At 61.6% G+C, this 18,945-nt stretch carries 20 protein-coding genes and 2 pseudogenes; 19 read left to right on the top strand and 3 right to left on the bottom strand.

The features are described 5' to 3' along the window. The first annotated feature begins 49 nt into the window (after positions 1-49). From G4D79_RS06305 to G4D79_RS06245, 13 genes are all read left to right on the top strand, one after another. Positions 50-955 (top strand): metal-dependent hydrolase, encoded by a 906-nt coding sequence (locus tag G4D79_RS06305; RefSeq protein ID WP_099698646.1) that lies wholly within the window; start codon positions 50-52, stop codon positions 953-955. Then, positions 952-2,088 carry a PDR/VanB family oxidoreductase gene (locus G4D79_RS06300; protein WP_064445145.1) on the top strand — a complete coding sequence of 379 codons (1,137 nt, stop codon included), beginning with the start codon at positions 952-954 and terminating at the stop codon, positions 2,086-2,088. The genes G4D79_RS06305 and G4D79_RS06300 overlap by 4 nt, the downstream gene beginning before the upstream one ends. An 8-nt stretch (positions 2,089-2,096) precedes the next feature. Further along, on the top strand, positions 2,097-2,525 hold the full coding sequence (locus G4D79_RS06295) for a limonene-1,2-epoxide hydrolase family protein (RefSeq protein ID WP_230359279.1): 429 nt from the start codon (positions 2,097-2,099) through the stop codon (positions 2,523-2,525). Between the two features lie 191 nt (positions 2,526-2,716). After that, positions 2,717-2,911: a hypothetical protein gene (locus G4D79_RS06290; protein ID WP_007735564.1), complete on the top strand. Its 195-nt coding sequence runs from the start codon at positions 2,717-2,719 to the stop codon at positions 2,909-2,911. Positions 2,912-2,950: 39 nt separating this feature from the next. Continuing rightward, positions 2,951-3,379, top strand: coding sequence for a hypothetical protein (locus G4D79_RS06285; protein WP_139799842.1), 429 nt, complete (start codon positions 2,951-2,953; stop codon positions 3,377-3,379). A gap of 57 nt (positions 3,380-3,436) precedes the next feature. After that, positions 3,437-3,937, top strand: a complete 501-nt coding sequence (locus G4D79_RS06280; protein ID WP_083058559.1) for a helix-turn-helix domain-containing protein — start codon at positions 3,437-3,439, stop codon at positions 3,935-3,937. A 136-nt stretch (positions 3,938-4,073) separates the two neighbouring features. Further along, positions 4,074-4,451, top strand: coding sequence for a hypothetical protein (locus G4D79_RS06275; RefSeq protein WP_063315419.1), 378 nt, complete (start codon positions 4,074-4,076; stop codon positions 4,449-4,451). A gap of 18 nt (positions 4,452-4,469) precedes the next feature. Next, positions 4,470-4,961 (top strand): hypothetical protein, encoded by a 492-nt coding sequence (locus G4D79_RS06270; protein ID WP_063315418.1) that lies wholly within the window; start codon positions 4,470-4,472, stop codon positions 4,959-4,961. Positions 4,962-5,691: 730 nt separating this feature from the next. After that, positions 5,692-6,387, top strand: a complete 696-nt coding sequence (locus G4D79_RS06265) for an MspA family porin (protein ID WP_099698643.1) — start codon at positions 5,692-5,694, stop codon at positions 6,385-6,387. Between the two features lie 120 nt (positions 6,388-6,507). Continuing rightward, positions 6,508-6,912, top strand: coding sequence for a hypothetical protein (locus G4D79_RS06260; protein WP_063315417.1), 405 nt, complete (start codon positions 6,508-6,510; stop codon positions 6,910-6,912). A 119-nt stretch (positions 6,913-7,031) separates the two neighbouring features. Next, on the top strand, positions 7,032-7,436 hold the full coding sequence (locus G4D79_RS34460) for a hypothetical protein (protein WP_235867984.1): 405 nt from the start codon (positions 7,032-7,034) through the stop codon (positions 7,434-7,436). Continuing rightward, a complete protein-coding gene (locus G4D79_RS06250; protein ID WP_180279677.1) occupies positions 7,433-9,667 on the top strand; it encodes a hypothetical protein in 2,235 nt (744 codons plus the stop codon). Before G4D79_RS34460 ends, G4D79_RS06250 begins: the two co-directional genes overlap by 4 nt. Beyond that, the gene (locus G4D79_RS06245; protein ID WP_139799841.1) at positions 9,664-10,185 is read left to right on the top strand and encodes a hypothetical protein; all 522 of its coding nucleotides are present in this window, start codon (positions 9,664-9,666) and stop codon (positions 10,183-10,185) included. Before G4D79_RS06250 ends, G4D79_RS06245 begins: the two co-directional genes overlap by 4 nt. A gap of 266 nt (positions 10,186-10,451) precedes the next feature. Here the strand turns inward: G4D79_RS06245 and G4D79_RS34455 are convergent, their stop codons facing one another. Together G4D79_RS34455 and G4D79_RS06240 are read right to left on the bottom strand one after the other, a co-directional pair. Next, complete coding sequence (locus G4D79_RS34455) at positions 10,452-10,637, bottom strand: toxin (protein ID WP_374223441.1); 186 nt, start codon at positions 10,635-10,637, stop codon at positions 10,452-10,454. A gap of 50 nt (positions 10,638-10,687) precedes the next feature. Continuing rightward, positions 10,688-10,829 (bottom strand): annotated as a pseudogene (locus G4D79_RS06240) (ribbon-helix-helix protein, CopG family); the annotation flags it as partial. A 285-nt stretch (positions 10,830-11,114) separates the two neighbouring features. Between G4D79_RS06240 and G4D79_RS06235 the strand changes: the two are divergent. Next, positions 11,115-11,642 carry an AAA family ATPase gene (locus G4D79_RS06235; RefSeq protein ID WP_099698642.1) on the top strand — a complete coding sequence of 176 codons (528 nt, stop codon included), beginning with the start codon at positions 11,115-11,117 and terminating at the stop codon, positions 11,640-11,642. Positions 11,643-12,975: 1,333 nt separating this feature from the next. Next, positions 12,976-13,248 (top strand): hypothetical protein, encoded by a 273-nt coding sequence (locus tag G4D79_RS06230; protein ID WP_020971353.1) that lies wholly within the window; start codon positions 12,976-12,978, stop codon positions 13,246-13,248. Positions 13,249-13,576: 328 nt separating this feature from the next. Here G4D79_RS06230 and G4D79_RS06225 read toward each other — a convergent pair whose 3' ends face one another. Further along, entirely contained in the window at positions 13,577-13,873 is a 297-nt protein-coding gene (locus G4D79_RS06225; RefSeq protein WP_020971354.1) for a putative quinol monooxygenase, read from the bottom strand. Between the two features lie 350 nt (positions 13,874-14,223). On the opposite strand from G4D79_RS06225, the gene G4D79_RS06220 reads away from it, so the two are divergent. From G4D79_RS06220 to dnaK, 4 genes and pseudogenes are all read left to right on the top strand, one after another. After that, positions 14,224-15,363, top strand: coding sequence for a glutathione-independent formaldehyde dehydrogenase (locus tag G4D79_RS06220; protein ID WP_063315413.1), 1,140 nt, complete (start codon positions 14,224-14,226; stop codon positions 15,361-15,363). Between the two features lie 85 nt (positions 15,364-15,448). Beyond that, a pseudogene (locus tag G4D79_RS06215) lies at positions 15,449-15,580 on the top strand (DJ-1/PfpI family protein); the annotation flags it as partial. Beyond that, the gene (locus tag G4D79_RS06210; RefSeq protein WP_007735555.1) at positions 15,577-15,990 is read left to right on the top strand and encodes a heme-binding protein; all 414 of its coding nucleotides are present in this window, start codon (positions 15,577-15,579) and stop codon (positions 15,988-15,990) included. The pseudogene G4D79_RS06215 and the gene G4D79_RS06210, both read left to right, overlap by 4 nt. 1,072 nt (positions 15,991-17,062) lie before the next feature. Next, positions 17,063-18,937, top strand: a complete 1,875-nt coding sequence (dnaK, locus tag G4D79_RS06205; RefSeq protein WP_007735554.1) for a molecular chaperone DnaK — start codon at positions 17,063-17,065, stop codon at positions 18,935-18,937. Positions 18,938-18,945 lie beyond the last annotated feature (8 nt).

Here is an 18,945-nt window from a genome sequence, read left to right as displayed (position 1 = left end):
CCATGCTCATTCATAAGTACTGTTGCGTACTTATGAACGAGGAGTGGTCATGCGAATTACGAGTGGACTGACACAGAGTCCGATCGCACCGCCCGGCCGGGTAGCGATCCGTCCGCGGCGAGTCGATTTCGACTGGGAGAAAGCGCCTTTGGTGTGGTTGCCGAACGAGCCGATCGCCTCATACCTCCTCAGCTCGATGAACCTCGTCATCCCGGAGGGCGAACGGATGATGATCCAGGCCTTCGAGCAGGCCCTCCCGGACGTGCACGACGAGAAGCTTCGCGAGGACATGCTCGGTTTCATGGGTCAAGAACTGCTGCACGCAGAGGCGCATGACGAGGTCATGAATCAGGTGTTCACACGGCACGGGATCGACCCGGCCCCGTTCAACCGCCAGATGCAGTATTTCTTCCGTAGCACTTTGGGCGTCGGTGACGACTCCGATCCGCGGGCCATCCGGCAGCGTCTGATCGAGCGTCTCGGGATTTGCGCGTCTTCGGAGCATATGTTCGCGTTCGTGGGCGACTGGGCGTTGAACGCGGACTTGGAGAAATTCGGCGCGGATCCGCAGATGCTTGACCTCTATCGGTGGCATGGGGCCGAAGAGGTCGAGCATCGTGCCGTGGCACACGAGGTCGCCACGTACTTCGGAGTCGGCTACTTTCGCCGCTGTATCTCCATGATCATCACGTGGCCAATCTTTTTGGGGTGGTTGCTCCGTGCTGCGATGTATCTGAGTCGCAACGACCCCAACACGCCGAACATCGGTTATCCACGATTGCTACTGGAATTCGTCCGCGCCGGACGCCGCGGACTGGTGCCTGGTGTATCGAAATGGTTCTGGAGCGGTGTGTCGACGTTCGTGCCGGGATTTCACCCCGACAGTGTGGGGTCCACCGCCCAGGCCCTCGCCTACGTCGCACAATCGCCAGCGGCCAAGCGGGTCAACACATGACACCCAACGCGCCCGAGCTCACACAGCGGTGGCCGGCCCCCCGCGAGATCCCGGTCGACCTACGTCGCGGCAAGCGCCGCGACTCGATTCTGCGCATTCTGGATGTCCTGGTCTCCACGCAGGTCAAGTTGGCGGTCTTGATTCATCGCGACGAGCCACCGGAAAACCGGATCGACGAGTACAAGACAACGCTCACGGTGTCGGAGCGCACGACGGTGGCCACCGACAACGACGTGGTCAGTCTCGAACTGCGAGCACCTGACGGCAGCGACCTCGAACGGTGGTATCCCGGGGCACACCTCGACCTGTACCTGCCCTCGGGACGGGTACGTCAGTACTCGCTGTGCGGCGATCCCGCCGATCGACGCTGCTACCGGATCGCGGTACGCCGGATTCCTGATGGTGGCGGCGGATCGAACGAGGTCCACGACGAGTTGCCAGTCGGTACCGTCGTCGGCGTTCGCGGTCCACGCAACGCATTCGGGTTCGTCGAACCCGGGCGAATCGAGCGCGCGAAGCGCGTTCACTTCGTGGCGGGTGGCATCGGCATCACACCGATACTGCCGATGGTCCGCGAGGCGGAGCGCATGGGCCTGGATTGGTCGCTGATGTACGTCGGTCGCGAGCGCCGCACACTACCGTTCCTCGAGGAATTGTCGCCGTTTGGTGATCGGGTCACCATCCGCACCGACGACGAATACGGCCTACCCGCAGCGAATGATCTTCTCCCGCCGAATGTCCGCAGCGGCGACGCGATCTACTGTTGCGGTCCGGTCCCGATGCTGGACCTGATCACAGCTAGTGTGCGCAACGAGCCCGGTGTGGAAGTGCACGCCGAACGCTTCTCCGCCGCACCGGTCGTCGATGGACGACCCTTCCGCATCCAACTGGCTCGCACCGGTCAGGTCATCGATGTCGCCGCCGACCAGACCGCACTGGACGCGGTGCTGCGTGTGAACCCGAAAGCCCCCTATTCATGTCGTCAGGGCTTCTGCGGCACCTGCATGGTCCACGTCAGCGACGGCGACGTCGATCATCGTGACAATTCGTTGAGCCCAGCCGAGCGCGCCGCCGGCAAGATGCTCCTGTGCGTTTCGCGGAGCAACAGTCCCTGCCTGACGGTCACCACATGAATCCACCGATGAGAAAACACAATTCCCGACAACCGGAGTACCTGTTGAACGACGATCAACTGACATCGCGGGTGGTGGACCTGCTGATCGCACTGGAAGAAATGGACGCCGATGCCGTGCGCGCACTCGTCGATCCCGACATCGAATGGCGCAATACCGGCCTGCCCAGCGTGCGTGGAAGCAAACGCGTCGAACTGGCGCTCACGATCGTCTCTCGCCTGATCACCAGGTACGAGGTCGTGGAAGTGCTCACGATGACCACCGACCACAACACCGTGTCCTCCCGGCGACGAGAGATCATCCGCATCGGATGGTTTGCCATGCACCTCGACGTAGACGGCCACTACACATTCGCAAACGGCCTGCTTCGCATTTGGGACGACCGCTTCTCCTACCACCGACTGCTCCGCGGATTGCGATTCGGCCCAACCACCTGAAGTAGCGACGTTTTGTGTCGCATTTTGCCGGGGAGTCCTCACCAGATGCTGAAATCTCCCCCTGCAGCTTCTCGACTGCATCCTCGGTTCAGGAGTTCGGCCGCTGGTGCGGAGAACTCTCGCCGAGTCTACGTTCGCGCATGTGACCGGCTCGTTGTTCCTTTGGACTGCAACGGGATTGGATACCGCTGATGGATTCTCGACAATTGTTCGCCCTCGGCGCGCTCGGTACCGGGATGTTGTCGCTGGCCTTGCAGCTGACCCCGCTGTGTCTCGGCACCGAGGATGCGGAGCAGTACGTCTTTGTTCGCGCCGCCAATGCCACCGCGGTCCTCACCCTTGCTCTGCTGTCCGCCGCGTTTGTCTTCTGGCCGCCGGCTGGATGACTTTCCGGGCGCAACATGTTCACGAATAAAGGAGTTTCGGTGAATCCACCCATAAACCACTACCGCCGGCGATCGGTGGAATCGATCCTCCTCGGCGGAGCCCTTGCAGCACTGCTGCTCTCGGGATGCACGATCGGTTCAGCAGATCCCACTACCGAGGGCAGGCAGTCGTCGAAGATGCCCACCGACTCCGAGCAGATCACCACGGTGATCCGATCTCACCTCGATGCCCTCCGTACCGGTTCGTCCGAGGGTGTTGCTGCCACCGTCTGCGCCGAGAAGCAGGTATCAACCACGACCACTGGAAAGGTGCTGCCGGCAATCACGCTCGATGCAGTCGAGTATCTCACCCTCCAAGGATCTGCAGCCACAGCGACCGTACGCGGACATCTGGATGACGCTCCGGAGACCTCGATCGGCAAGGTCGTGTCGTTGACCTCGACCAGTGGCCACTGGCTCATCTGCTAAGCCTGCACCGCTTCGGCAAGCACAGGATAGGAACGAGAGAATTGAGGTGGCGGCGCGATGGTAGGCCGTGTGACGGACGAGAACGTCTTTCAACTCCGCTTGAACGAGCTCTTCTCCGGCTCCGATCGGCGCCTGACGAACGTCGCTGTGGCTCAAGGCCTTCTCGCACGCGGCTGCCGAATCTCGACAGCGTATCTCTCCCAGCTTCGACACGGCGCTCGGTCGAACCCATCGGATGAGGTGGTGTCGGCGTTGGCCGACTACTTCGATGTCCCTCTCGGCTATTTCTTCACCATCCCCTGGTCCGGCGATCGCGCGCGCGTTCACGACGAGGACGCGGAGATAGTCGATCATCTCGCCGACCAGGAACTGAGACAGTTGCTCCGGGCCGCGAACGGACTCCCGGCGACCTCACTGGAACTGTTGTCGAATCTGGCTGCCGCACTATGCATCTCCGAAAACCACCGGAAGACGCCCACACGGACTCAACGTCCTACACCTGGTCGACCGAAACCGGCACCACGACCGCGGCGAAACAATCCCACCGATGTGATCTGACTCCCAAGTGCGCCCTTAGGGTTGCCGATTATTTGCCATATGGCGTTCACTGGAGGCACGGGCCCCTCCACCTATTTTGGTTTCGAGACCCCGGATTCGACCCCTGACTAGATCCGAACGAAGAAAGGCCCTTTCGATGACACGTGCACTCAAGATCGTTGCCGCTCTGGCCATCCCAGCGGCTGCTGGAGCTGTGGCGATTGCCGGCGCAGGCTCTGCCTCGGCGGCGACTCCGGTATCGGGAAACGGCTACGTCGGAGTCATTCTCGATCACCACGAGACGGTCGTCGCGAGCCAGATCAACGCGGGCAATCTGATCAACGCCGCATTCGGCGACGCCTGGACTGTCGGGTTGCCGCACGACTCCGTCTGGTACACCGGAGCATGGACCCCGGTCACCGGCGATCAGTTCGTCGACGAGGCGGCCTCACACCCCGGCGGTCGTGTCGGGTTGTATCTCGTCGACCCCGCAATCAATCAGGGGAACATCTTCAACGCCGAAAGCGCCTGGTAGAGAACAGCTGAACCCGGTATGCAGGAAACCGTGCATCACCGTGTCGGTATCACCGTTGTTCGCCGATGTGCGATCGGCGTTCTCGCTGTCGCGGCGATCATGTCAGCGGGTTGCTCGCCAGGAGCCGGCTCCGTCGACAGCCTGAGTGCCGGCGCGGGTGAGCGGTGCGCATCCGGGTGCGCCGACTTCGGTACCGAAGTCGAATTCTCGTGCCGTTTCCAGGCATCGTTGTGCGCGGACTCCCTGAGTCGCAAGTCCGCGTTGGTGCGAAGTATCGACGAATCGTCGGTGTCTCGTCTGGCGCGGGCGTGGACAGGTCAGAGTTCCTCACCGATCGAGATATTCAACCGCAGCGTCGACCGGTTCATCTCCCTCGACTGCGCCGTCCCAGCCGACAAAGACACGCACGCTGCGGATTCGGGCATGAGCGCGGATCGGTGTGCATTTCTCGCAGCCAGTGCCGAACAACAATTCCGCACCATGACACTGCTACTCACCCCTGCTCGTTGACTACCACGAGCATCCCTTGTGCGAGCGTCGCCGCCCTTCGTGCGTCGCCTGCCCAGGATCTGCCTGCCTCGCCGGCAACCTGACCTCGACGACGGGAGCAGACGGAAGGAAGTCAGTGTGTGGTGGCCGGCCAGGATCTTCTGGGCGCGTGGCTGCCGAGTCTCGACACCGTATCTCGCAGTTGCGCAACGGCGTTCGTACGAGCCCGTCCGATGAGGTCGTGGGTGCGCCCGCCGACTACTTCGGCGTCTCTCCCGGCCACTTCTTCACCATCCCCTGGACCGGCGACCTCGCTGGAACTGTTGCTGAAACTCGCTGCGAGACTACGTATCTCCGATCAACGCCGGAAGGTTCCCGCGGACTCACCGGGCTACAGCCGATTTGCCGAAGCAGCAGTCGGACCACGCCGCTCCACCCGACGAGATAAGCCTCGCATCGAGCGTCACCAGTCTTCCAGGGCCGGGTTGCCGAACAATCACTGAGCCTGAACAGCGGTCACCATTTCGTGATCATGAGGCTCGTCACACCCTTCGCGTGAACAAACCGCCTGGTCCGAGTGTTCGGGAAATGTTTCCGTAACTTCGAGTACGACTTTCGGCGGATGGATTCGGGCATTGGAGGCTAGTCGGACACAGGGACGGTGTTGTAGCGTCCCGGTCAGACGTAACAGTTAAGTTTTGGCAATCGCTCAGGTTGCTGAATTATCTACTCATCCCCCGGGAGACCGACCATGGCCACCAGCACCCCCGAGACCCGCATGTTGTCAGGAAAGCGGCGCATCGGGAAGGCGGCGAGTGTGGGTGCTGCAGTGTCGTCAGTTTTGATGGCTGGCTCTCTCGCGTTCGCCGGCAGTGCGTCGGCGACCCCGACGGCGCTGCCGGACAAGTTTGCTAGCACGGTCACCGACGACGGTTGGACGTTGGATCTGGCGGCTACCAAACTTTCGGCGAACCCGGTCCCGAACCTGGCGACAACAGCGTTCACTCGCGAGGGGTTCGTGTCGGCGAAGGTCACCGGCACCATCTCTGGAGCCGGCAATTCTGCGGTGAAGACGGGCTATGTCGAGCAGGGGTTGCAGATCGGTTGCCGAATCGATGTGTCCTCCGGCCTCGGCGTGGGACTTGGTTTTTCCCTCGGCCCGTCCGTCGGGGTCAGCATTTCGGGGGTTCCGTCGGCGAACATCGGCGTGAACGCCTCGGTGAACCCGAGCATCCAGACCACCATCGCCCCCGGCACGATCACCACGATCCCGCTCGGCAAGAAGGACCTCGAAGCCGCGAAAGCCTCGATCACGGCGGAGAACGTGCACGTCAAGGTCGATGCGTGCATGGGTCCGGTCACGATCCGTTCGTACGCGCAGTTCGCGGTGTCGACGGCGACGGCCGATAACAGTGTGTTCGTGTACTCCGATCCCACCTGGCTCTGACGCAGGGACTGTCGTCAACGGCATTCCGCGCCCGCAATCGCCTATCTCGGTTGCCGTGCTGGTCCGCCGTTGGCGCTGTTACCCAACACTTTCCACTTTTCCATCCATCAAAGGAGCATCATGTCTTTGACTCGCACGAAGAAAATCGCAGCCACGACCGCGGCTGCATCACTCGCTGTCGGCGGGATTCTGCTCGCTACCGCCCCAGCCGCAATGGCTGCTCCCGTGATGTTCGAGGGGCCGGTTCCGGCGCAGTACGGTGCACCGGTGGTGCAGGTTCCCCTGGGCCACGCCTTGACCGTCGCGGCCCGCGACAGTGGAATCGTGACGGCACTCTCGAACGCGAACGTCATGATCCCCGTTCCCGGGTGGGAGACCGTGATCGACGTGTCGGCTGATGTCCTGGCGCGCCGGACGGCAATTGCTGCCCAGTATCCGAACGGGTGCGCCTCGTACCAGTTCTATCTCCCGCCGGCAGGAGGGTGGCTCGCCGGAGCTACCTCGTACGTCAACTGCCCCTGGTAGAGCGCACCCTCTTCCTGTCCACTGCTGCATCTCCTCCCGGTGACCGCCCGTTCTTTTGGTCGGTGTCGGGTATCTCAAGTCCCGCGTTTTTAGTTGGCGGGGAAAGGCATTCACCTCCGATGACCACCTCACCGAACGCCCCGATGACTTCACCCACCCGCCGCGACGTCACAGCTGAGCGTGCGTTGCCGTACGTGCCGCCAGGAACCATTGCAGCTCCGGCATCGGCGTATTCCGACCTACCCCGCGATGCAGTCGGTGCAGGTGATCAGGGATGGGATCGCGACAGTGAACTGAGTCAGATGTCGAAAGCTGTGATCGCGACCGTATTCGGGCTCGCGTTGTTGATCTCGGCGTTTGCGGTGATCGGACGCCTCGGAGGATGGGCCACCGATTACGGGACGATTCTGGTGTATCTGGCATTCTTTCTGTGGATGTCGATCGCAGGACGGGTGTTCTGTTGGGGCGCAGACACACTCATCGCCGAATTCCGGAAGAAGTCGAACACGGGTGATCGCCGGTGAAGGCTGCGCGCCGGTTCGACCGCACCTCACCGACCACGGTGATCTCCACCGTGGTGGTGCTCGCGGCAATGGTGATCGCACTGCTGGCGCTGCTGATCTTCGCCCCGACCTCCTCCGCAGGACCGGCAGAAGACTGCGCAGCGGTGCGGGCACGTGATCATCAGATCTACCTGAATCTCATTGCGTCGCTGCCACCTGGTGCACCCATCCCGCCGGAGTACATCAACCCGTGCTTGACCGCTCCCACCACGACCCCGACGGCCGCCCCGACAACAACGGTCGGACTTCCCGGTGCGCAAGCACCGGGCGGCGGCCCCAACGTCGGAGCCAACGCTCCGACGAACTTCCCCACCTACAACGGAACCCCCATCGTCCCCGTCCCCAGCGCCGCGCTGCCTGGACAGCCGAATACGCCGACACCACCAGGTATCGAGAACCCTGCAGGAGTCCCGGTTCCGACGACCACCAGCGAACCTGCACCGACCACGCCGCAACCCGCTGGATCGACCGCACCGGCATCGACCACTGATCGTGGTCCCGGACCCGTTCCTGCCTTGACGCCGAATACTGCTCCCGGACAGCAGGAATCGACCCAGTCTGTGACGCCCTCCGTGCTCGACGAAGACGACGGACGCGACCGCTACCTCGAACTCGTGTTGGTCGGCGCCGCGGCGTTCACCGCTGCGGGTATGGGAGTGAGGGGGCGGCCGGGACCGTTCAGTGCGCGTGTGAGCGCACGCCCGTGGGAGTCGGTTCTCTCCCAGGTAGTCGGTACGGTCGCGAAACCGTTCATGCCGTATTTCGTCGGCGGTCAGGACGTCGTGGTCATCCCCGACCCAGGTGGCGGACAACGCACCATCTTCCTCATTCACGACGAAACCTCCTCGCATGAAGCTCAAATGGTGGTCGACGTACCACCCGGCGGACACATGAGCATCAACGACGACGGGTCCGTCGGTGTCTACGACGCGAACGGAGACTTGCAGGGCACCGTTGCCGCTGCGTGGGCGTACGACGTCAACGGCGATCCGGTTCCCACCTACTACGAGATCCGTGACGGCAAGCTCTACCAAATCGTGGTCCCCACCCCGGGCGTGATCTACCCGGTCCTCGCGGACGGCCCCTACGGCGGAGAAAACATCGCCACCGGGCGGCCGTTGACGGCGACCCCGCTGCCGAACGGGCAGGAAGCGATCTCGGGGCAGCCGGACGGCGTCGCGGTGGTGGGCACGCCGGATCCTGGCTATACGGCGTACGTACCAAACCAGGACACGATGAAACCTGGCTCCGAAGTGACAGTCGATCAGGGTGACGGCACCACCGCCAGCTACACCAACCCTGTCGATTCGGGTGATGCCGAGTTGGAGGTCACTATCGTGCCCACCGGCGAGGCCCGCGACACGATGGCGGCCGCGCAGGAGGACGCCAACCGCGAATCCGCAGCTGCGGCCGTGCAGGCCGTAAACGACCGCGAGGAGTTGCAACGTCAGACCGATGAAGAACGCGCGACCAGAGATTGGCTGAGCGAGATGGGTTCCGATCTCGGATCCTTACTCCGTTTCAGTCAAAACGCGACTGGTGGCAACGGGATTAGCGGACTGGCCGAGGCCGGTTCGGATCTTCTCGGTCTCGGGATGTCCGTCGGTCAGGGGATGGTCAGTTACAACCGTGATCCCTCCGGTGCTCTGACCGATGCAGGAAGATCGCTCTTACGAATTGAGGCCCTGGAACAGAATGGGCCCCGGTACTGGATGCGGCAGCTCCAATTAGATGCAGCTCTCGGTGTGGTCACTGGTGTGGCCGGTGAAGTCGGCGCCACGTCCCGTGCTGCTGCCGGCGCCACTCGGATCGACACGCAAGTCGCGCAGGCTGCGGAGAGATCGCAAGGAGTGCCTACCTCGCAAGCTCACGGCATCGCCGAGGTCATCGATCCGAAGACGCAGTTCGCACCGTACGAGCAGCAAGGCGCCCCGACAGAGGCACTTGCCAGAGGTGGCACCGCCTTCAGAAACTTCGGCGACCGCATCGAGCAATCGATGCCCGGATATGTCAATCCGTCCCAGACACAAACGACGATGGGCACTGCACCTGGACCCTTCACTGCAATTCAGCCCATTCCGCCGTCAAGTCCCGGTTTGGCTCCGCTGATCCCGGCCACGATCTTCGCGGTAGACGTCGGACAGCGCGTCGCCCGGATAATATTCAGATTCCTCAAGCCGAAGGGACAATGACCATGGGTTACGCGCGTGTCGGGGAAATTGGTCTGTCAGGGGACGGCGTGTACGAAGACGCTTGGGATTTGACGAAGCGACTGCTCCACGAAACCCACGACCGAAATGTTCGGCCGGAGTACAAGAACATACTCGACGAGATGGACAACCTCGTCGAGCGCAGCCCCCGGGAGAACACCGTGGGAGTGTACGTCTCGTATCTGTTATCTCTGGAGATCGAACGGATATCTCCACATGGTATTGATTTCGAGCGAATATCAGAGCTGTCCAAGGATCTCTACCCAAAGGTTGTTTCGTTTATCAAGATAACCGAAGAAGAAGTCGAGCAGACCATGCTTTTCGCATTCGGCAAATCCGATATCGCGACGCGTGTGCCCGGAGGAATCCTGACACTGTACTCGGCAGCGATACTCGGACAGCTCATGGTGGATGTCGAGGAAGAGACCGAGTATCTCAGGCCGCGACTGGCCGCGTGGCTTGTCCGAACCCAGCACCACACCAAACCTGCGAACGACTGAGGAGTTCTTCCATACGGTTTCGATAGCAGGTGAGCCCGATTTTGCTGACGATGGAATCCATATCGAAGGATGTGATTTCGTGACGAAGTTGGTGACGGCGGCACATGAATCCGACATGGCTCACTTCGGGGAAATTCTGCGTCGATTCGAGGAGTGACAGAGCTGATCGATGCAGGCCGCAATCACCGAGCGACGGGGGCGGTGCCCCTCGCCGTACCGGCGAGCAGATCGACTTTCCCTGCATCGCGCGCGGCGAACGAGGTCGATTACAGGAGATCAACGTCTTGAGATCGGGCCTTCATGGCGTGTATGAGTAGCTCGTTTCCGCTGTCGTAGCGCAGCACAACCAGCTCTAAGAGACGCTCGTTCGGGTCGACGCCCAGCCGGAACTGGCGGGCAGGATTGTCGTGGTCCAGGTCGGCGACATAGACGTGGTGCTCTGCAGCGTAGATGCCGGCGTCTCCGCTGATTCCGTGTTTGAGTGTGGACTTATGTGCTTACAAGCGGCCTGGGTCCAGGCACGCACTGCTTCTCGGATCGCTTCGGACCGGGAGACGTTCTTGTTCTGCGCGCGCGTTCAACGCCGCGAGTAACGCGGCGTCCATCTGTACGGGCACTACGGCGCCGGGACCGACGCCAAGGGTCTGCCCGTCGCGGTCGAATGAGATGTCCATCAGAGCAAATGCACGCCCGAACGGGGCGATCACGACGCCGGGTTCGCCATCTACGAGCGCCACTGATCTTCCCGCACGTGGTGAACTGTCGGGTATCGTGCGCAACCTCGGCGGCCCCACTTATGACTGTCGACGCTCCAGGTGCAACGAGAATTGGTGGCGGGTCGGGGCATCCAGGGGTCGGTATCGAGCCGGCGGTCGACGGGTGCTCAACTGACGGGTAGTTCCGTAACTTTCTTCGAGAGGGCCCCACTAATGCGTATTGGAGTATCCGGCCCGCACGGGACCGGCAAGAGCACGCTGGTCGACGAGTTGTGTGGCCGCCTCGCGGGACACATTCGGGTCGATGAACCGTATTTCGTGCTCGAAGAGGAGGGGCGCGAGTTCGAGTTTCCACCCTCGGCTGATGACTACCGTGCGCAGCTTCGTCGTTCACTGCGATTGCTGGCTACACCTTCTTCTGGTGTTGTATTCGATCGCACGCCGCTCGACTTCCTGGCGTACTTGTCGGCGTGTGGTGTCGATCCGGAGGCAGAAGTCGAGGCGGCGATTGTGAGGTCCGCGCTACGTACTCTCGACGTGCTGGTTGTGGTGCCGATTACCGTCGAAACAGTGCAGAAGTTGCCTGCGGTGGGGATGCCGGAGCTGCAGCGCGCGGTGAACGACGCGTTGCTGGATTTGGTGTACGCCGATCCGATGCAGGTGTGTGACTCCCTGGTAGTTGTCGAGCTTGACGGCCCACTCCGTGGGCGGGTCGACACGGTTCTCTCGGCTTTGCAGTGACACCGGAATCGTCGAGCTGGGTGCGTTCGAAAGATGCTGGCACTGAGTGTTACTCGTGATGATCGACCTGATGAAACTTCGGTTCATGGCTGGCCGGTCTCTAAAATCGCAAGGGATCTATGTCTTCTCGGGTGAGCTGGTGCTGCCGCCCCTTCAGTTTGCCGCCCCGCAGTGCGCTGCTCACCAACGCGCGTTCCCGGGCTCACTCTCTGGCGGAAGGTATCGAAAACAGGCATCTCGTGGCTCAGAGTGAATTCCGAGAGCCGGTTGTCCTGGTAAGTTTCGCGAAACCGAGGAAACGGAGTCCAGCGTGACAGTCGCCGCGTACCCATCCTTTCTGTTGCGATTCTCGCTACGGTCGCACTTGTCGTGGCCGGATGTTCGTCGGGCTCCGAGACTGATTCGACAAACACCGTAACCGCTCGGCAGCCGCCCAACATCGACATAATCGCTGGTGCTCGCCCCGAATCCCACCATGACCGATTCTTGTCCAACCTTCAGGCGATGGCGGCTGTAGATTCCGATCTATTTGTCAGATCAACCTGCGACTTTCGAAAAACTACGCGACAGTTGGCGCTGAAATTCCGGGCAAAGATGGCCTTTTCGACAGCTGAGAACAATCCACCAGCAGTCGGTCAACACTGCCCCTCTCCCTGGACTCGACGGGATGAAACCGTTAGCAACGGAGCTACGAACGAGGCACGGGGTGTCAGGATTCACCAGTGTGTCGAGGACCGGGAGTGACTGCCGACGGAAACTGTTGACTAGGTTCGAACCTTTCCAGCACCAGGCACCGACCCGACAGGTGACCTATCGCCATGGTTCTGTGGCAACAGGTGTGGCCGCGACTTCCCACGAGCATTCCGAGCGCTCCAAGGGGCACCAACCACCCCTTACATACTTTGCCAGCGGAGATCGTCCATGTCGTTTCCAACATCAGCCATCGTTGATGCCAACAAACACCTACTGGCGCTTTGCAACAACGGCAACATGATATGGTCGGCAACCAACAAAACCGCACACAACGAGATCGCATCAAACGGCGAACAGCTAACGACTGCAACAATATTCAGTCCACGGCAATCCGGGCTCACACCGCTCCGACGCCAACCACACGGGGACGCGGCATCACCGCTTTTCAATCCTGAAACAGCCACCCGAAAACCACCCCCTCACTTAGGGTGTCGGTTTGTCCAACAAGAACACGGACAAACCGCGGCAGGTCGAACTCATCGGTTCGCCGCCGGGATGTTGACGTACTCGATCGACCGGCCGTGTAGTGGGGAGTCTTCACCTTCCCGATCGGAATCGGGCTTGCAGTCAGTACCTATGGATGGCGCTGGGAGGAAAGCGATTCCGGACCGTCGGTATCGCAGCGACTGCAGAAATTTTCGCCGTCAACCGCATCCGGGACCTCAACGAGGGCCAAGACACCGCCGAACTGACCGTCCGTATCAGCGGCCCGGGTTTGGACACGTTCGACGCTGACTGCGAGGCGCCCAAAGGTAACGTGCCACCCCAGGTCGGTGACCGGCGCACGGTGATGGTGAATCCATCCGACCTCACCTTTGCCATCGTCTATGACCATCTTTTCCAACAGGACTAGCACCAATCGTCCTTGCTCGATGATCCGTGGTGCTCCACTAAGCCCTCCTCCAAGAACAAGGAGTCCTACTTCACTCCAGGAAGGTCACCTCAAACTCGAGACACTTTGCAATGAAACGAGTTTGAAATGCTCTTCCTACACGGGTAGCGAGTTGGCTCGACTGAGTCCCTGCTCGTGATCTACCGATACCTGGGTGGAAGCGAGCGACGGACAGTACGCCACAGCCGCGCACGCCGGCAAAGCTACCGTGATTCGGGTATGGCTGTGGCACAACTGTATTCACAACCGAATGTGACCGGCATCGACAAGACATTTTCCAGTCGGTTGTTCAGACTTTTTCAGCGAGAACGTCGAGGTAGCTGATTTCGGGCGGCGCAGCGAAGAGTTCGTCGGCGCGTTCGCCGAGGGCCTTGCCGACCGGACCATTGAGATGTGTCTCGCGGGCAGCTTGGTCCGGGAATGCGTCGATGATGCCGAACGACGAGGGCCCGAACCGCACCGCGAACCAGGGTTTCGTGCCGGGCTCCTGCTCGACGAGCGGCAGTGCCGATCGGAGGAATTCCTCGACCGCTTCTTCCTTGCCGGGCTTCGCTTCAAGTCGGACCAGCAGCGCCTTGGTGGCCATATCGGATCTCCTCTTCGAGGTGGTGAACACTGTCAAGCATCACACCATCCATCGGTTAATGGAAGGTACCCAAACCCACCGTTCGAGGAAACCGATCCCAACCCCCTAGCGATCGTGGAGCCGAAGGAGGAGACTCCATGGTAAGGGAATGCGATGCCTGGATGCAGCCGCAGTTGCGTCGATGGCAGGAAAAATGTTGGTGCGCCGACATTTTGGTGCGGTCTTCACTTCTGCGCGCCGTGGACCTTCCCCGAACAGCACGATTCATTCGGTCGGTCGCTCACGCGTGGACGCCTGCGGCCGACGAGATAAACCGGAAAGCCGCAGCTACAAGACAAGGGAGTGCCGCGATGAAAGCGCTTGTATACGACGGGCCTCGAGAGGTCCACGTCAAGGACGTGCCCGATGCGCGGATCGAGAATCCGACAGATGTGCTGGTGAAGATCACGAGCACCAACATCTGCGGGTCGGATCTACACATGTACGAAGGCCGCACCGATCTGGAGCCCGGAATGGTCCTCGGTCACGAAAACTTGGGCATCGTCGCCGAAGTCGGCAATGCAGTGGTCAAAGTATCGCCAGGGGATCGAGTGTGCTTGCCGTTCAACATCGGCTGCGGCTTCTGCCGAAACTGTGAGGAAGGGTTGACCGCATTCTGCCTGACGGTGCACCCCGATCCGAAGATGGCCGGCGCTGCATTCGGTTTCGCGGGGATGGGCCCGTTCTGGGGCGGACAGGCGGAATATCTGCGAGTGCCGTTCGGCGACTTCAACTGTCTGCGACTGCCCGAGGATGCCCAGGACAAGGAAACCGACTACGTGATGCTGTCGGACATCTTTCCCACCGGATGGCATTGCACCCGCCTGGCCGACATGCAACCCGGCGATTCGATGGTGGTCTACGGCGCTGGCCCAGTCGGTTTGATGGCCGCGTATTCGGCGATGATCCAGGGAGCGAGCAAGGTGATGATCGTCGACCGCCACCCCGACCGGCTACGCCTGGCCGAAGAGATCGGCGTCGTCCCCATCGACGACTCGAAGGGCGACCCCGTCGAGCAGGTCCTCGAGCAAACCAACGGGAAAGGCGCAGACAAGGGGTGCGAGTGCGTCGGCTATCAGGCACACGACCCGCAAGGCCACGAGGACGCCGCCATGACGATGAACCGGCTCGTGGATTCGGTGCGCTTCACCGGCCACATCGGGGTGGTCGGCATCTTCCTTCCCCAGGACCAGAACGGCCCCGACGAACTCGAGCGCAACGGCAAGATCGCCTTCGACATGGGCAAATTCTGGTTCAAGGGCCAGAAGATCGGCACCGGACAAGCGAACGTCAAACACTACAACCGGCAACTGCGCGACCTCATCCACCAAGACCGGGCAAAGCCCTCCTGGATCATCTCCCACGAACTCCCGCTCGCCGAAGCCGAATCCGGCTACCAGCACTTCGACGCTCGCGACGACGGCTGGACCAAGGTCGTCCTGCATCCCTGACACGGCCAGAACCGAGAGGAGCACAACGATGCCAATGCCACTGCAGGGAAAGCAGATAGCGAGATCGACTGCCGACGGGGCCGGAGGAGTAGAAGTCGTAGACGAACAGGTCGCGATCGACGGGAACCTGATCTCGAGCCGCTCGCCCGACGACCTTCCTGCGTTCCGTCAGGCCATCGTCGAGCAGTTCGCGAAGTTCGGGGCAGGTGCGTCATGACCGTGAACCAGACCTCGGTGTCCCTCGACGATGCGCAGCGGGTCATCGCCGCAGGACAGGCCAAAGCCACCGAGATCGAGTCGCCGTCGAACATTGCGGTGGTCGATGCCGGCGGCAACCTCGTGGCTCACGTGCGAATGGACGGTGCCTGGATCGCCAGCATCGACATCTCGATCAACAAGGCGTTCACCGCGCGGGCATTAGACGTCTCGACCGAGGACCTCGCGGCCAACGCGGGCCCGGGCGAGCAGTTCTACGGGATACACGCCTCCAACGGCGGACACATCATGATCTTCACAGGCGGTGTGCCTCTGCGGCACAACGGCCAGGTCGTGGGCGCTGTCGGCGTCAGCGGCGGCACCGGGGAGCAGGACAAGACCGTCGCCGAGGCGGCCGTGGCGGCGCTGTGAGCTCTGTTTCATCCGCGCGTCAGGTGAATTGACGCCGGCCAAGCCCGCTCGGCGAAACCGAATCCGGCTACCAGCATTTCGACGCTCACGACGACGGTTGGACCAAAGTCGTACTGCATCCCTGAGGCGGCTCCGAGCCGAGACGAACACAACCACGGCCAGACCTGGCACACCTGCGCCACCACGGGGGCGAGAGCAAACCGACCCCTCGATCGAAATCCTGCCAAAGGATGTAGCACAGGAATAGACGAGAACCACGTAAGTCCCGTAGTGACGGTGGCCGAAACATGTTGAATTGCAATAGCTCCCGCCTGAGCGGTCTGTTGACCAGCCACAGAACGGGACGTTGAACCGTGCAGCACGCGGGTGTTCGCCACCTACTCGCAACCAATTGGAACCGGCCAGTAGTGGCTCATTACCTTTCTGTCACAAGGCGATTCGATAGAACTACAATGAATCTCGTCCGGGTTCAACGGAGCTGCTGTTCACTGACTGTGACGATCTTTCGCAAAGGGAGTTCTCCTTTTGCATGCGCCGCGGTAGTGTGGACGTACCGCAGTAGCGGCCGACACTCGAGTTTTCGTGTCGAAGCCGATACTCGGAGTTTCATGCGATGGCCGCTTCGATCGGGTTCCGGCGGGCATCTTCGATCAAGGGCAGGTGTGGTCGCCACTGCCCCGTTGCGCCCCGCCCATCAGGCGAATGTTGTTGACGCCCTTTAGGTGGACGAAAAGACTCATCATGGCTGGGTGGTTCGTGAGCTCAACCGGTTGACCGGCGGTCGGGCCCTGTCAGTACACACAGGCCCGGCGAACCCCACAACATCAACGCTGAGGGGCGTGATGTCAAAGCACAGTGGCGGAAACCCTTACCCTCGGCCGCTCTCGAGCCTCACGCCCGCCATCCACGGATTGGTGTCGGGCGCCGTTATCGGCGCCCTGCTCGGTCTCCGTGACTTCACCCAATCCACTCGCCAAAACCAGGGAACTACGAAGTCCTTGCCGACATCGAGCGAAGTTGCGGGCGGAATCGCACTTGCTCAACGGCCGGGCCGATCGAAAGGAATTGAGTCATGACAACTGCTGTAGGCATCGACTTGGGCACAACCAACTCGGTCATCGCAAGCTGGCAAGGCGGCGAGCCGGTGGTCATCTCCAATGTGGAGGGAGCACGGACGACGCCTTCGGTGGTGGCGTTCACCGAGAACGGTGAGCGTCTGGTGGGCCAGCTTGCCCGACGGCAGGCGATCTTGAATCCGAAGGGCACGATCTACTCGGCGAAACGCTTCATCGGACGTCACTACGACGAGATCTCCGAGGAAGCCAAAGCGGTCAGCTTCGACGTCGTAGCGGGTGACAACGGTGAGGCCCGCTTCGACGTGCGCGGCAAGAAATACGCACCAGAGGAGATCAGCGCTCTCGTGCTGCGCAAGCTCGTCGACGACGCGAGCAAGTTCCTCGGTGAGAAGGTGAAGGAAGCGGTCATCACTGTTCCTGCCTACTTCAACGACGCGCAACGAAACGCCACCAAGGACGCGGGCCGTATCGCAGGCCTCGAGGTTTTGCGGATTATCAACGAACCGACCGCTGCGGCACTCGCGTACGGCATGGACAAACAGACCCACGAAACCGTACTGGTCTTCGACCTCGGCGGCGGAACCTTCGATGTGAGCCTGCTGGACGTCGGAGAGGGGGTAGTCGAGGTTCGTTCCACGGCCGGCGACTCCCACTTGGGCGGCGACGACTTCGATCGACGCGTGGTGGACTACCTCGCCGACGAATTCCAGCGCGCGGAGAACATCGATCTGCGTAAGGATGCGCAGGCGTTGCAACGACTGTTCGAAGCCGCGGAGAAGGCAAAGGTTGAGCTGTCCTCGGTGACCCAGGCCCAGGTAAACCTGCCTTTCGTTACCGCTGACGCGAATGGTCCCAAACATCTCACCACTACGATCATGCGATCGAAGTTCGATGATTTGACTGCCGATCTGGTGGAACGGTGCCTCGGCCCGGTGAAGCAGGCCATGAGTGACGCCAAGGTCGCCGCCAACGACATCGACGAAGTGATACTGGTCGGCGGTTCGACACGTATCCCGGCTGTACAGGCGCTGGTTCGCCGGCTGACCGGCGGCAAGGACCCCCACATGGGCGTCAACCCGGACGAGGTCGTTGCCCTCGGAGCCGCAGTCCAGGCAGGCGTGCTCAAAGGCGAGGTTTCCGATGTGTTGTTACTCGATGTCACCCCACTGTCCCTCGGCGTCGAGACGCAGGGCGGGGTGATGACGAAGATCATCGAGCGGAACACGACGATCCCGGCACGGCGCAGCGAAGTGTTCTCCACGGCGGAAGACAATCAGTCCGCCGTGGACGTCGTGGTGTTGCAGGGCGAACGCGAACGTGCGGCCGACAACCGGGTGCTGGGCCGGTTCCGGCTGGAAGACATCCGCCCCGCGCCACGTGGCGAGGCCCAGGTGGAAGTCATTTTCGACATCGACGCCAACGGCATCCTGAACGTCACCGCTCGCGACAAGGATACCGGCAAGGAACAGAGCATCACGATCAGTGAACAGGGCAACCTGGATCAGGGTGAGGTCGAGCGCATGTTGGCGGAGGCCGAACGGAACCGGGGTGAGGACGAGGCGCTACGCAAGGCGGTCGACGCGCGCAACGGGCTCGATTCGGTTGCGTATCAAGTGGAGCGGCGACTCGCCGAACTCGGTGACAGTGCCCCGCCGCATGAGAAGGCGCGGGCCGAGATGCTGGTTGCCGACGCCCGAAAGGCCGTGCAGGACGGCGCTTCACCCGCGGAGGTTCAGCCACTCACCTCGGAGCTGCAACAGCTGCTCTACGGACTTGTGCCGGACCAGTCGGACGACGGGCAAGCAGGCGGCGCTGATGCTGCGTCGTCGGATGACGGCGACGTGATCGACGCCGAATTCGATCGAAGCTGAGGCGCACG

Origin of the sequence: Rhodococcus sp. WY5 (assembly GCF_018588185.1) — a bacterium.
GTDB classification, from domain to species: Bacteria; Actinomycetota; Actinomycetes; order Mycobacteriales; family Mycobacteriaceae; genus Rhodococcus_F; species Rhodococcus_F qingshengii.
This window is presented reverse-complemented; position numbering and strand designations above follow the sequence as displayed.